We start from the raw sequence: 13,826 nt of genomic DNA on the forward strand, positions 1-13,826 counted from the left end.
TCTTAAAGGAGAAAACTCATGGAAGTTTTTGAAAATCTCAAAGCCAACCTAGTTGGCAAAAATGCTCGTATTGTTCTCCCTGAAGGGGAAGAACCTCGTATTCTTCAGGCAACAAAACGCTTGGTAAAAGAAACAGAAGTTGTTCCTGTTTTGCTTGGGAACCCAGAAAAAATCAAAATTTATCTTGAAATCGAAGGGATCATGGATGGTTATGAAGTAATTGATCCCCAACACTATCCTCAATTCGAAGAAATGGTTGCTGCCTTAGTAGAGCGTCGTAAGGGCAAAATGACTGAAGAAGAAGCGCGTAAAGTTTTGGTTGAAGATGTCAACTACTTTGGTGTGATGCTAGTATACTTGGGATTGGTTGACGGTATGGTGTCAGGAGCTATTCACTCAACTGCCTCAACAGTTCGCCCAGCCCTACAAATCATTAAAACTCGTCCAAACGTTACTCGTACGTCAGGTGCCTTCCTCATGGTTCGTGGTACGGAACGTTACCTATTTGGTGACTGTGCCATTAATATCAATCCAGATGCGGAAGCCTTGGCTGAGATTGCTATCAACTCAGCTATTACAGCTAAAATGTTTGGCATCGAACCTAAAATTGCAATGTTGAGCTACTCTACTAAAGGCTCAGGTTTTGGTGATAGTGTTGATAAAGTTGTTGAAGCAACAAAAATTGCACACGATTTGCGTCCTGACCTTGAAATCGATGGAGAATTGCAATTTGATGCGGCCTTCCACCCTGAAACTGCAGCATTGAAAGCTCCAGGAAGTAACGTTGCTGGGCAAGCAACTGTCTTTATCTTCCCTGGTATCGAAGCGGGGAATATTGGCTATAAGATTGCAGAACGTCTCGGTGGTTTTGCGGCTGTAGGTCCTGTATTGCAAGGTTTGAACAAACCTGTTAACGACCTTTCTCGTGGATGTAATGCAGATGATGTGTACAAGTTGACCCTTATCACAGCAGCTCAAGCAGTTCATCAATAAGATTTAGTCCTCTTTCCCATGGGAAGAGGCTTTTTAGTACTGAGAAAAGGACAGTTAGAAGCTTCTATGTTATACTAGATATATGTTAGATTTGAAAGAATACGGTATCATCATGTGGCCGGAGGAGAAGATTATGTCTTTTCGTGAAAAACTCCTCAACTGGTATGATGAAAACAAGCGAGATTTGCCTTGGCGGAGAAGTAAAAATCCTTATCACATCTGGGTATCTGAAATCATGCTCCAGCAGACCAGAGTGGATACAGTTATTCCATACTACGAACGATTCTTGGACGGGTTTCCAACAGTAGAAAGTTTGGCGAATGCCCCTGAAGAGCGTCTGTTGAAGGCTTGGGAGGGTTTGGGCTATTATTCTCGAGTACGCAATATGCAGGCCGCAGCTCAGCAGATTATATCTGACTTTGGGGGGCAATTTCCAGATACCTATGAAGGAATATCTTGCCTGAAAGGAATTGGCCCTTACACTGCGGGGGCAATTTCCAGTATTGCTTTTAACTTGCCCGAGCCAGCGGTCGATGGCAATGTCATGCGGGTTTTGGCACGCTTGTTTGAGGTTAATCATGATATCGGAGTTCCCAGTAATCGAAAGATTTTCCAAGCCATGATGGAAATATTGATTGACCCAGAACGGCCAGGAGACTTTAACCAAGCTCTGATGGATTTAGGTTCTGACATAGAGGCGCCAGTTAATCCTAGACCAGAAGAAAGCCCTGTTAAGGACTTTAGTGCAGCCTATCAGAATGGAACTATGGATGTATATCCGATTAAAGAACCCAAGAAAAAGCCCCTCCCAATCTATCTCAAGGCTTTGGTTGTGTGCAATGACCGTGGTCAATATTTACTAGAGAAAAATGAAAGTGAGAAACTGTTAGCTGGTTTTTGGCATTTCCCACTGATTGAAGTTGACGATTTCTCTAGCGATGATAATCAACTAGATCTCTTTTCTCAAGTCAAAGAGGAAAACAGGGCTTTTGGACCAAGCCCTCAAGAAAACTTTGAGCAGGATTATGATTTAGAAGTGAATTGGTCCCAGCAAGTATTTGACCAGGTCAAGCATGTATTTAGTCATCGGAAATGGCATATTCAAATCCTAGCAGGTCAAGTGACAGATTCGAAACAGTTTTCTGACAGAGAAGTTCGTTGGGTTTCTCCTCAGGAGTTTTCTGATTATCCACTGGCTAAACCTCAACAAAAAATTTGGCAGGCTTATAAAAACAACTCTCGAATATGAAGGCTTACAGTAGCCATTTGTGCCTTCTTTGTATTTTTTTGTTATAATAGATAGAGAAAAGGTGATAAAATGAAAAAAATATTAATTGTAGATGATGAGAAACCAATCTCGGATATTATTAAGTTTAATATGACCAAGGAAGGTTACGAAGTTGTAACCGCATTTAATGGTCGTGAAGCAATTGAGCTATTTGAAGCTGAGCAACCGGATATTATTATCCTCGACTTGATGCTCCCTGAAATTGATGGTTTAGAAGTTGCTAAAGCTATTCGTAAGACTAGCAGTGTGCCGATTATCATGCTCTCAGCTAAGGATAGCGAGTTTGACAAGGTTATCGGTTTGGAGTTAGGTGCAGATGATTATGTTACAAAACCTTTCTCAAATCGTGAGTTGCAAGCACGTGTCAAGGCTCTGCTTCGTCGTACAGATCTAGTTTCAGTAGATAACCAAGAGTCTGATGAGAAGAAGACGCAGCCCTTACAAATTGGTGATTTGGAAATCGTTCCAGATGCTTACGTGGCTAAGAAATATGGTGAGGAATTAGATTTGACCCACCGTGAGTTTGAACTCTTGTATCACTTGGCCTCTCATATTGGACAAGTGATTACGCGTGAACACTTGCTTGAGACTGTCTGGGGGTATGACTATTTTGGTGATGTTCGTACGGTGGATGTGACTATCCGACGTTTGCGTGAGAAAATTGAAGACACACCAAGCCGTCCAGAGTATATCCTCACACGTCGTGGTGTTGGCTACTATATGAAAAATAATGATTGAAGATATTAGACAAACTATTCTGACCAGTGATTTTATCTTTATCCTGATTTTACTTGGCTTTATCCTAGTGGTGACCTTGCTCTTGCTGGAAAACCGTCGGGATAACATCCGGTTAAAAGAGATAAATCAGAAGGTTAAGGACTTAATTGCAGGTGATTATTCTCAAGTTTTGGACTTGCAAGGTAGTACAGAGATCACCAACATCACCAATAACCTGAATGATTTGTCAGAAGTTATTCGTTTGACCCAAGAAAATTTGGAACAAGAGAGTAAAAGGTTGCATAGCATTCTCTCTTATATGACAGATGGTGTCCTTGCGACCAATCGCCGTGGCCAGATTACTATGATCAACGATATGGCCAAGAAACAGCTCGGTGTGCAGAAAGAAGATGTTCTGAATAAAAGCAGCATCCTCGAATTACTCAAGATAGAAGATGAGTATGAGCTGCGTGACCTGATTACACAGATTCCTGAGTTGACGATTGACTCCCAGGATGCTAATGGTGAATATTTGAGCCTTCGTGTACGTTTTGCCCTTGTCCGCCGCGAGTCTGGGTTCATCTCTGGTTTGGTTGCCGTTTTGCATGATACAACCGAGCAGGAGAAGGAAGAGCGTGAGCGGAGACTCTTTGTTTCGAACGTCAGTCATGAGTTGCGTACTCCTTTGACCAGTGTTAAATCTTATCTCGAAGCCTTAGACGAGGGAGCCCTGTATGATCCTGTTGCTCCTGATTTTATCAAGGTTTCACTCGATGAAACCAACCGTATGATGCGTATGGTGACAGATCTCTTGCATCTCTCTCGTATTGACAATGCGACTAGTAAACTGGATATAGAGTTGATTAACTTTACAGCCTTTATCACCTTTATCCTCAACCGTTTTGATAAGATGAGAAATCAGGATGAAGAGAAAAAATATGAGCTAGTGAGAGATTATCCAATAACTTCAGTTTGGATTGAGATTGATACGGATAAGATGACCCAGGTGATTGATAATATTCTTAACAATGCCATCAAGTATTCCCCAGATGGTGGGAAAATTACGGTCAGCATGAAAACCACGGATGACCAGATGATCTTATCAATTTCTGACCAGGGTCTTGGGATTCCAAAACAAGATTTGCCTAGGATTTTTGACCGCTTTTACCGTGTGGATCGCGCAAGAAGTCGTGCTCAAGGTGGAACTGGTCTGGGTCTGGCTATCGCGAAAGAAATCATCAAACAACACAATGGTTTTATTTGGGCAAAAAGCGAATACGGTAAGGGCTCAACCTTTACCATAGTGCTCCCTTATGATAAGGATGCCGTAAAAGAAGAAATATGGGAGGACGAAATAGAAGACTAGAATGAGTGAAAAAGGCTTTAAATACAGTATTTTAGCATCAGGTTCCAGTGGAAATTCCTTTTATCTGGAAACCCCAAAAAAGAAAATCTTAGTGGATGCGGGCTTGTCTGGTAAGAAAATCACCAGTCTTTTGAGCGAAATCAATCGCAAACCTGAAGATTTGGATGCGATTTTGATTACGCATGAACATTCAGATCATATTCATGGAGTTGGTGTATTGGCTCGCAAATATGGTATGGACCTTTACGCCAATGAAAAGACTTGGCAGGCTATGGAAAATAGCAAGTATCTTGGCAAGGTGGATTCATCGCAGAAGCATATTTTTGAAATGGGTAAAACCAAAACCTTTGGTGATATCGACATTGAGAGTTTTGGGGTTAGCCATGATGCAGCAGCACCACAGTTTTACCGCTTTATGAAAGACGACAAGAGCTTCGTCATGTTGACCGATACAGGCTATGTTAGTGATAGAATGGCAGGAATTGTCGAAAATGCAGACGGTTATCTCATCGAGTCCAACCACGACGTAGAGATTTTGCGATCAGGATCTTACGCTTGGCGTCTAAAACAGCGAATCCTATCGGATCTCGGTCACCTCTCTAACGAGGATGGTGCTGAGGCCATGATTCGTGCAATGGGAAATCGAACCAAGAAAATCTACCTCGGGCATTTGTCCAAAGAGAACAATATCAAGGAGCTGGCTCATATGACTATGGTCAACCAGCTAGCACAGGCTGATCTGGGAGTAGGAGTAGACTTTAAAGTTTACGACACCTCACCAGATACAGCAACACCATTGACAGATATATAAAAAGAAGGCGAGTGCCTTCTTTTTATATGTTTTTTACAATCCAGCAAATTCCTTGATTTCTTGTGCTGACATTGAAGAGTCACAACGGACCTTGATTTGTCCATCTGCAACGTGGACAAAACCTGGCACAGTTGGGATTCCATAACGTGAGCGGAATTCTTGCAACTCATTGAGTTGGCTTGGTTCTTCACTGTTGATGAAGTAGATGTGCGCTTTTGTCTCAGCAACGACACCAGCCAAAGTGCCAGCAAATTTACGGCAGTAAGGGCAAGTTTTACGACCAATAAAGAAGGTTGCAGTTTCTCTCTTATCAAGTGCTTTTTGAGCACGGGAAACAGTTGTGACTTCAAGATCTTTAATATTTTCTAAAAATTGTTCCATGAGTTTACCTCGCTTTCATTGATATGTCTAGTATGCCACAAAGTTCCTAAAATTGCTTAGATTTGATACGAAAAAAAGATGAGACTAGTTTATCTCATCTTTATAGAGTGTTATTTCACAAACGCATTGATTTCCGCTTCGATGTTAGCAATCTTAGCTTGTGAATCTTCGTTGTTTTCACCCACAACGGCAATGTAGAACTTGATTTTTGGTTCAGTACCTGAAGGGCGAACAGCAATCCATGAACCGTCAGCAAGTGTGTATTTCAAAACATCACTTGGAGGAGTTGTCAAGTTTGTAACAGTACCGTCAGCAGCAGTAGCAGTTTGAGCCTTGAAGTCTTCTACGACAGTGATAGCTGTTGAGTTCCATTCTTTTGGAGCATTGTTACGGAATTTAGCCATAATCGCTTTGATTTGTTCGGCACCATCAACACCAGAAAGGGTAACAGAAATAGTCTTTTCAGCGTAGTAGCCGTATTCTTTGTAGATTTCTTCGATACCGTCAGCAAGAGTCAAACCACGTGAACGGTAGTAAGCAGCAAGCTCAGCAACGACAAGAACGGCTTGGATAGCATCTTTATCACGTACGAATGGCTTAATCAAGTAACCGAAGCTTTCTTCAAATCCCATCATGTAGGTGTGATTGTGTTTTTCTTCGAATTCTTGGATTTTTTCAGCGATAAATTTGAAACCTGTCAAGACGTTGAACATAGTTGCGCCGTAGCTTTCAGCAATCTTCGTTACCAAGTCAGTTGATACGATGGATTTGCAGAGAGCAGCATTTTCAGGAAGGGTTCCAGCACTCTTATGAGCTTCCAAGATGTATTTAGCCATGATAGCACCGATTTGGTTACCTGAAAGGTTGAGGTAGCTACCATCTTTTTGAAGAACTTCAACACCAACACGGTCAGCGTCTGGGTCAGTCGCCACAAGAACATCAGCACCAACTTGACGGCCGAGTTCTTCAGCAAGTGCAAAGGCTGCTTGGTTTTCTGGGTTTGGAGATTTAACAGTTGAGAAGTCTGGGTCTGGAGTTGCTTGGGCTTCAACGACTTGAACTGAGTCAAATCCTGCTTGTGCAAGAGCACGGCGAGCCAACATTTCACCAGTACCATGAAGTGGTGTGTAGACAATCTTCATGTCTTTACCAAACTCTTCAATCAAGGCTGGGTTGATATTTACATCTTTTACTTCTTTGAGGTATTCTGCATCAACAGCTTCGCCGATAACTTCAATCAAGCCAGAAGCTTTTTCAGCTTCGACATCAGCAACTTCCACAGCAAATGGATTTTCGATTGCACGGATGTAAGTTGTCAAAGCGTCCGCGTCGTGTGGAGGCATTTGTCCACCGTCTTCACCATAAACCTTGTAACCATTAAATGGAGCAGGGTTATGGCTGGCAGTAATCATGATACCTGCAAAACAGTTGAGGTGACGAACTGCAAATGAAAGTTCTGGAGTTGGACGAAGGCTTTCAAATACGTAAGATTTGATACCGTGTTTAGCAAGAACTGCAGCAGATTCAAAGGCAAACTCAGGTGAGAAGTGGCGACTATCATAGGCGATCGCAACACCACGTTCTTTTTCATTTCCACCTTTTGACTCAATCAAACGAGCCAAACCTTCAGTTGCTTGACGAACAACATAGATGTTGATGCGGTTTGTACCTGCACCGATCAAGCCACGCATACCTGCAGTACCAAATTCAAGATTGGTGTAGAAAGCATCTTCTTTTGTTTTTTCGTCCATGTTTTCTAAATCTTGACGAAGATAGTCGGGAAGGTCGGCAAAATCGACCCATTTTTGATAATTTTCTTGGTAAGTCATAGAGTATCTCCTTTATCTATTGCTTTAATCGCTTTCATTATATCACGATTTGATATTTTAGTAAAACGATAGCATAACTTAAAATGTAGGAAATTTACTTTTATTTCATTGTAGAAGAACAGCCCTATACGCTTTCTAATGAAAAAGAAGATGAATAGTTCGGATTTTTGACTCGAACTTTTTTCATTGCAATTGTGCAAAAGAGAAAAAGATAGTAAAATAGATGTATGATTATTTTACAAGCTAATAAAATTGAACGTTCTTTTGCTGGAGAGGTTCTTTTTGATCATATCAATCTGCAAGTTGATGAACGAGACCGCATTGCTCTAGTTGGGAAAAATGGTGCTGGTAAGTCCACCCTTTTAAAGATTTTGGTTGGAGAAGAGGAACCAACTAGTGGAGAAATCAATAAGAGAAAAGATATTTCTCTCTCTTACCTAGCTCAAGATAGCCGTTTTGAGTCTGAGAATACCATTTATGATGAAATGCTTCATGTCTTTGATGACTTGCGTTGTACAGAGAAACAATTGCGCCAGATGGAATTGGAAATGGGTGAAAAATCTGGTGCTGAGTTGGAAAAACTGATGGCGGATTACGACCGTTTGTCTGAGAATTTTCGTCAAGCAGGTGGCTTCACCTACGAAGCAGACATTCGATCGATTTTAAATGGATTTAAGTTCAATGAGTCTATGTGGCAGATGAAAATTGCCGAGCTTTCTGGTGGTCAAAACACCCGTCTGGCTCTGGCCAAAATGCTCCTTGAAAAGCCGAATCTCTTGGTCTTAGATGAACCTACCAACCATTTGGATATTGAAACGATAGCCTGGTTGGAGAATTACTTGGTAAATTATAACGGTGCTCTCATTATTGTCAGCCACGACCGTTATTTCTTGGACAAGGTTGCGACGATTACGCTCGATTTGACCAAGCATTCTTTGGATCGCTATGTGGGAAATTATTCTCGTTTTGTCGAATTAAAGGAGCAAAAACTAGCTACTGAGGCAAAAAATTATGAAAAGCAGCAGAAGGAAATTGCTTCTCTGGAAGACTTTGTCAATCGCAATCTAGTACGAGCTTCGACAACCAAACGTGCCCAATCTCGTCGTAAGCAACTGGAAAAAATGGAGCGTTTGGACAAGCCGGAAGCTGGTAAGAAATCAGCTAATATGACCTTCCAGTCTGAGAAAACGTCTGGTAATGTCGTTTTGACTGTTGAAAATGCGGCTATTGGCTATGATGGGGAAATATTGTCAGAACCTATCAACCTAGACCTTCGTAAGATGAACGCTGTTGCCATCGTTGGACCAAATGGCATCGGGAAGTCAACTTTTATCAAGTCTATTGTGGATCAGATTCCCTTTATCAAAGGCGAGAAGCGTTTTGGAGCAAATGTTGAGCTTGGTTACTATGACCAGACTCAAAGTAAGTTAACACCTAGTAATACTGTTCTGGATGAACTCTGGAATGATTTTAAATTGACACCTGAAGTTGAAATCCGTAACCGCCTTGGTGCCTTCCTTTTCACAGGAGATGATGTTAAAAAGTCAGTCGGGATGCTGTCAGGTGGCGAGAAAGCTCGTTTACTTCTTGCCAAACTTTCAATGGAAAACAATAACTTCCTGATTTTGGATGAGCCAACCAACCACTTGGATATTGATAGCAAGGAAGTGCTAGAAAATGCCTTGATAGACTTTGATGGAACCCTTCTTTTCGTCAGTCATGACCGTTACTTTATCAACCGTGTGGCTACACATGTTTTGGAATTGTCCGAAAATGGTTCGGCCCTCTATCTAGGAGACTATGACTACTATGTTGAGAAGAAAGCAGAAGTAGAAACGAGTCAGTTTGACGAACTATCAACCAGCAACCAAGAAAAAGAAGCAAGTCCAGTCAATGACTACCAGGCTCAGAAAGAAAGTCAAAAAGAAGTTCGCAAACTCATGCGACAAATCGAGAGTTTAGAGGCTGAAATCGAAGAGTTAGAAAGTCAAAGCCAAACTATTTCTGAGCAGATGCAAACAACAAATGATGCAAGTGAACTGATGCAACTCCAAGCTGAACTGGACAAAATCACTCATCGTCAGGAAGAGGCTATGCTTGAGTGGGAAGAATTATCGGAGCAGGTGTAAGAAATGGAACATCTTGGAAAGGTATTTCGTGACTTTCGAACTAGTGGAAAGTACTCTTTAAAGGAAGCAGCGGGCGATTCTTGCTCGACTTCTCAGTTATCTCGTTTCGAGCTTGGTGAGTCTGATCTAGCAGTTTCCCGTTTCTTTGAGATTTTGGATAATATTCATGTGACTGTTGAAAATTTTATGGATAAGGCTAGGGATTTTCAAAATCATGAACACGTTGCCTTAATGGCAAAGATTATTCCGCTTTACTACTCAAATGATATTGCAGGTTTTCAACAGCTTCAAAAAGAACAACTACAGAAAGCTAAGGGTTCGACCAATCCCCTCTATTTTGAGCTGAATTGGATTTTGCTACAAGGTCTGATTTGTCAAAGGGATGCTCATTACACGATGAGGCAGAGAGATTTGGAAAAGGTAGCAGATTATCTTTTTCAAACAGAAGAATGGACTATGTATGAGTTGATTCTTTTCGGAAATCTCTATACTTTCTACAATGTGGACTATGTGGCTCGGATTGGCAGAGAAGTCATGGAGCGAGAAGAGTACTACAAAGAAATTGGTCGCCATCGAAAACTCGTTTTGATTTTAGCTCTTAACTGTTACCAGCATTGTTTGGAAAACCGTTCCTTTGCGGATGCGGACTATTTTGAGGGCTATGTGGAGAAGTTGATTGGAAATGGTATCAAGCTTTATGAGCGCAATATCTTTCATTATCTAAAGGGTTTTGCCCTCTACCAGAGAGACTTGAAAGAAGAGGGTTGTTGTCAGATGCAGGAATCCATGCATATTTTTGATGTGCTTGGACTTCCAGAGCAAGTGGCTTACTATCAGGAACATTATGAAAAATTTGTAAATGCTTAATTTTCCCAAATAAGGGAAAAACGAATAGACTCCTTTCAGTTTTGATACAATAGTTTCAAAATTTGAGAGGAGCTTTTTATATGAATCGGCATGCAATCCAGTTGATTAGTCGTGGGGCTATTAATAAAATAGGAAATATGCTCTATGATTATGGAAATAGTGTTTGGTTGGCATCAATGGGAACGATAGGGCAGACTGTTCTTGGGATTTATCAAATTTCTGAGTTGGTTACATCTATTTTAGTCAATCCCTTTGGTGGAGTGATTTCAGATCGCTTTTCGCGTCGCAAAATTTTAATGACAACTGACTTGATTTGCGGCATTCTCTGTTTAGCGATTTCTTTCATCAGAAAGGATAGCTTGATGATTGCCGCCTTGATTTTTGCCAATATTGTTCAGGCGATTGCCTTTGCATTTTCTCGTACAGCCAATAAAGCCATTATAACTGAGGTTGTTGAGAAAGACGAGATTGTGAACTATAATGCTCGTTTAGAGTTAGTCTTGCAGGTTGTTGCTGTAAGTTCTCCTGTACTCTCCTTCATCGTTTTACAATTCGCCAGCCTCCATATGACACTTGTCTTAGATGCCATTAGTTTTTTCATCGCGTTTGGTCTAGTGGCTCTCCTTCCCCAAAAAGAAATCCAAGTACATGAGAAAAAGAGTTTTAGTTGGAAAGACATCTTTGTTGATATGAAAGCTGGACTACACTATATTTGGCATCAGAAAGAGATTTTCTTTCTTTTATTAGTAGCTTCCAGTGTTAATTTCTTTTTTGCTGCTTTTGAATTTCTCCTCCCCTTTTCAAATCGGCTTTATGGGGCAGAAGGAGCTTATGCAAGTATTTTGACTATGGGCGCAATTGGTTCCATTGTGGGAGCTCTTCTAGCCAGTAAAATAAAGGCAAATGTTTATAATCTTTTGATTCTATTGGCTTTGACTGGAGTAGGAGTTTTTATGATGGGGTTACCACTGCCAACTTTTCTTTCCTTTTCTGGAAATTTAGTTTGTGAACTGTTTATGACAATTTTTAATATTCATTTTTTTACTCAGGTTCAAACCAAGGTTGAGGGAGAATACTTGGGGAGAGTGCTAAGTACAATTTTTACTTTAGCAATTCTATTTATGCCAATTGCAAAAGGCTTTATGACGGTGCTGCCAAGCGTACATCTTTCTTCTTTTCTGATAATTGGAAGTGGGGTTGTCATCCTGTCTTGTCTATCACTCGTTTATGTGAGAAGTCATTTTGAAAAAGAGTTATAATTTCTCTTTTTTAGAAAATATTACACTACAATCCATTTTTCAGCCCTTCTCTATTGTGAGGAGGGCTTGATTTATGGTAGAATAGTTTTATGAATGAAAGAATGAATGAGTTAGTTGCCTTGCTCAACCGCTATGCGACCGAGTACTATACGAGTGACAATCCCTCGGTGTCAGATAGCGAGTATGATCGTCTCTACCGAGAGTTAGTCGAGTTGGAAGCTGCCTATCCAGATCAAGTTTTAGCGGACAGTCCGACCCATCGTGTTGGTGGTAAGGTTTTAGATGGTTTTGAAAAATACAGTCATCAGTATCCTCTTTATAGTTTGCAGGATGCTTTTTCACGTGAAGAGTTAGAAGCTTTTGATGCGCGTGTTCGAAAGGAATTACCCCATCCAATCTATATCTGTGAGCTGAAAATCGATGGTTTATCTATCTCGCTCACGTATGAAAAGGGGATTTTGGTTGTCGGTGCGACACGTGGGGATGGTTCTATTGGAGAGAATATCACAGAGAACCTCAAGCGTGTCAAGGACATTCCTTTGACCTTGCCAGAAGAACTAGATATCACCGTTCGTGGAGAGTGTTATATGCCACGCGCTTCGTTTGATCAGGTCAACCAAGCTCGCCAAGAAAATGGGGAGCCTGAATTTGCCAATCCTCGTAATGCGGCAGCGGGAACCTTGCGTCAGCTGGATACAGCAGTAGTAGCCAAGCGCAATCTTGCCACTTTCCTCTATCAAGAAGCTAGCCTTTCTACTCGTGATAGCCAAGAAAAAGTCTTGGAGCATCTTGAACAGCTTGGATTTGTAGTTAATCCTAAACGAATTCTGGCTGAAAGCATAGATGAGATATGGGATTTCATCCAAGAAGTTGGACAAGAACGGGATAATTTACCTTATGACATTGATGGAGTGGTGATCAAGGTCAATGACCTAGCAGGTCAAGAAGAGCTCGGTTTTACTGTTAAAGCGCCTAAGTGGGCAGTCGCCTATAAATTTCCTGCTGAAGAAAAAGAAGCCCAGCTCCTTTCAGTTGACTGGACAGTAGGTCGTACGGGTGTTGTGACTCCAACTGCCAATCTAACACCTGTTCAGCTTGCTGGGACAACTGTTAGCCGTGCAACACTGCACAATGTAGATTATATTGCTGAAAAGGATATCCGCAAAGATGATACAGTTATCGTTTATAAGGCGGGGGACATCATTCCTGCTGTTTTGCGTGTGGTAGCGTCCAAGCGTGTTTCTGAAGAAAAACTAGATATTCCGACTAATTGTCCAAGTTGTGACAGTAAATTGCTTCATTTTGAAGATGAAGTGGCTCTTCGTTGTATCAATCCTCGCTGTCCTGCTCAAATCATGGAAGGTCTGATTCACTTTGCTTCTCGTGATGCCATGAATATTACAGGACTTGGTCCATCTATCGTTGAAAAGCTTTTTGCTGCCAATCTAGTAAAGGATGTGGCGGATATTTATCGTTTGAAAGAAGACAATTTCCTCCTTTTAGAAGGCGTCAAGGAAAAGTCTGCTTCTAAACTGTATCAAGCCATTCAATCATCCAAGGAAAACTCTGCTGAAAAGCTCTTGTTTGGTCTGGGAATTCGCCATGTCGGAAGCAAGGCTAGCCAACTCTTGCTCCAACATTTCCACTCTATTGAAAATCTAGCCCAAGCTGATCCTGAGGAAGTAGCAAGTATTGAAAGTTTGGGTAGTGTGATTGCTCAAAGTCTTCAGACTTATTTTGCTACAGAAGGGTCGAAGATTCTCTTAGACGAGTTGAAAGAAGCTGGAGTCAATTTGGACTACAAAGGGCAGACACTAGTGGCAGATGCGGCCTTGTCAGGTTTGACTGTTGTGCTAACGGGGAAATTGGAACGCCTCACGCGCTCTGAAGCCAAAAGTAAACTCGAAAGTCTGGGTGCCAAGGTAACAGGCAGTGTTTCTAAGAAAACGAATCTTGTCGTAGCAGGAGCAGATGCAGGAAGCAAGTTCCAAAAAGCGCAAGAACTTGGTATCGAGGTTCGAGATGAGGCCTGGCTAGAAAGTTTGTAAAGAATAGTTGAAAACTAGATGCTAGATAGTCTGGAACTATCTCTCCTGATGTGTTTTTATATCTATTAAAACTATTCTCTATTGTGCTGAATTTCCTGTTAAATTCTTCAGCACCACATAAAAAATTTAAATTGAAAT

At 41.3% G+C, this 13,826-nt stretch carries 11 protein-coding genes; 9 read left to right on the forward strand and 2 right to left on the reverse strand.

The genetic code is table 11. The features are described from left to right. The first annotated feature begins 18 nt into the window (after window positions 1-18). The 5 genes from pta (at window position 19) to EKB01_RS02360 (ending at window position 5,175) form a co-directional block, all read left to right on the forward strand. Window positions 19-993, forward strand: a complete 975-nt coding sequence (gene pta / locus EKB01_RS02340; RefSeq protein ID WP_000451563.1) for a phosphate acetyltransferase — start codon at window positions 19-21, stop codon at window positions 991-993. 82 nt (window positions 994-1,075) lie between these two features. Continuing rightward, window positions 1,076-2,242, forward strand: a complete 1,167-nt coding sequence (gene mutY / locus EKB01_RS02345; RefSeq protein ID WP_167265568.1) for an A/G-specific adenine glycosylase — start codon at window positions 1,076-1,078, stop codon at window positions 2,240-2,242. Window positions 2,243-2,311: 69 nt separating this feature from the next. Beyond that, window positions 2,312-3,019, forward strand: coding sequence for a response regulator YycF (gene yycF, locus EKB01_RS02350; RefSeq protein WP_167265570.1), 708 nt, complete (start codon window positions 2,312-2,314; stop codon window positions 3,017-3,019). Continuing rightward, on the forward strand, window positions 3,012-4,364 hold the full coding sequence (gene vicK, locus EKB01_RS02355) for a cell wall metabolism sensor histidine kinase VicK (protein ID WP_084873151.1): 1,353 nt from the start codon (window positions 3,012-3,014) through the stop codon (window positions 4,362-4,364). Before yycF ends, vicK begins: the two co-directional genes overlap by 8 nt. 1 nt (window position 4,365) lies before the next feature. Next, window positions 4,366-5,175: an MBL fold metallo-hydrolase gene (locus tag EKB01_RS02360; protein WP_084873149.1), complete on the forward strand. Its 810-nt coding sequence runs from the start codon at window positions 4,366-4,368 to the stop codon at window positions 5,173-5,175. A 33-nt stretch (window positions 5,176-5,208) separates the two neighbouring features. Here EKB01_RS02360 and EKB01_RS02365 read toward each other — a convergent pair whose 3' ends face one another. Next, window positions 5,209-5,556 (reverse strand): PedC/BrcD family bacteriocin maturation disulfide isomerase, encoded by a 348-nt coding sequence (locus EKB01_RS02365; protein WP_084873147.1) that lies wholly within the window; start codon window positions 5,554-5,556, stop codon window positions 5,209-5,211. 110 nt (window positions 5,557-5,666) lie between these two features. Continuing rightward, on the reverse strand, window positions 5,667-7,385 hold the full coding sequence (locus tag EKB01_RS02370; protein ID WP_084873145.1) for a phospho-sugar mutase: 1,719 nt from the start codon (window positions 7,383-7,385) through the stop codon (window positions 5,667-5,669). A gap of 227 nt (window positions 7,386-7,612) precedes the next feature. Between EKB01_RS02370 and EKB01_RS02375 the strand changes: the two genes are divergently transcribed. From EKB01_RS02375 to ligA, 4 genes are all read left to right on the forward strand, one after another. Further along, window positions 7,613-9,514 carry an ABC-F family ATP-binding cassette domain-containing protein gene (locus EKB01_RS02375; RefSeq protein ID WP_084873143.1) on the forward strand — a complete coding sequence of 634 codons (1,902 nt, stop codon included), beginning with the start codon at window positions 7,613-7,615 and terminating at the stop codon, window positions 9,512-9,514. 3 nt (window positions 9,515-9,517) lie between these two features. Further along, window positions 9,518-10,381: a MutR family transcriptional regulator gene (locus EKB01_RS02380; RefSeq protein WP_167265572.1), complete on the forward strand. Its 864-nt coding sequence runs from the start codon at window positions 9,518-9,520 to the stop codon at window positions 10,379-10,381. 80 nt (window positions 10,382-10,461) lie between these two features. Continuing rightward, window positions 10,462-11,640, forward strand: a complete 1,179-nt coding sequence (locus EKB01_RS02385; protein ID WP_084873140.1) for an MFS transporter — start codon at window positions 10,462-10,464, stop codon at window positions 11,638-11,640. 89 nt (window positions 11,641-11,729) lie between these two features. Further along, the gene (gene ligA, locus EKB01_RS02390) at window positions 11,730-13,688 is read left to right on the forward strand and encodes an NAD-dependent DNA ligase LigA (protein ID WP_084873139.1); all 1,959 of its coding nucleotides are present in this window, start codon (window positions 11,730-11,732) and stop codon (window positions 13,686-13,688) included. Window positions 13,689-13,826: the final 138 nt, after the last annotated feature.

The organism is Streptococcus sp. CCUG 71758 (assembly GCF_011714815.1).
Lineage (GTDB): Bacteria > Bacillota > Bacilli > Lactobacillales > Streptococcaceae > Streptococcus > Streptococcus halitosis.

Excerpts from the sequence above, each read along its gene's own strand:
- EKB01_RS02375 (WP_084873143.1), top strand. The coding sequence starts at position 7,613 with ATGATTATTTTACAAGCTAATAAAATTGAACGTTCTTTTGCTGGAGAG.
- EKB01_RS02385 (WP_084873140.1), top strand. The coding sequence starts at position 10,462 with ATGAATCGGCATGCAATCCAGTTGATTAGTCGTGGGGCTATTAATAAA.
- EKB01_RS02370 (WP_084873145.1), bottom strand. The coding sequence starts at position 7,385 with ATGACTTACCAAGAAAATTATCAAAAATGGGTCGATTTTGCCGACCTT.
- EKB01_RS02380 (WP_167265572.1), top strand. The coding sequence starts at position 9,518 with ATGGAACATCTTGGAAAGGTATTTCGTGACTTTCGAACTAGTGGAAAG.
- EKB01_RS02365 (WP_084873147.1), bottom strand. The coding sequence starts at position 5,556 with ATGGAACAATTTTTAGAAAATATTAAAGATCTTGAAGTCACAACTGTT.
- EKB01_RS02360 (WP_084873149.1), top strand. The coding sequence starts at position 4,366 with ATGAGTGAAAAAGGCTTTAAATACAGTATTTTAGCATCAGGTTCCAGT.
- vicK (WP_084873151.1), top strand. The coding sequence starts at position 3,012 with ATGATTGAAGATATTAGACAAACTATTCTGACCAGTGATTTTATCTTT.
- mutY (WP_167265568.1), top strand. The coding sequence starts at position 1,076 with ATGTTAGATTTGAAAGAATACGGTATCATCATGTGGCCGGAGGAGAAG.
- ligA (WP_084873139.1), top strand. The coding sequence starts at position 11,730 with ATGAATGAAAGAATGAATGAGTTAGTTGCCTTGCTCAACCGCTATGCG.
- pta (WP_000451563.1), top strand. The coding sequence starts at position 19 with ATGGAAGTTTTTGAAAATCTCAAAGCCAACCTAGTTGGCAAAAATGCT.
- yycF (WP_167265570.1), top strand. The coding sequence starts at position 2,312 with ATGAAAAAAATATTAATTGTAGATGATGAGAAACCAATCTCGGATATT.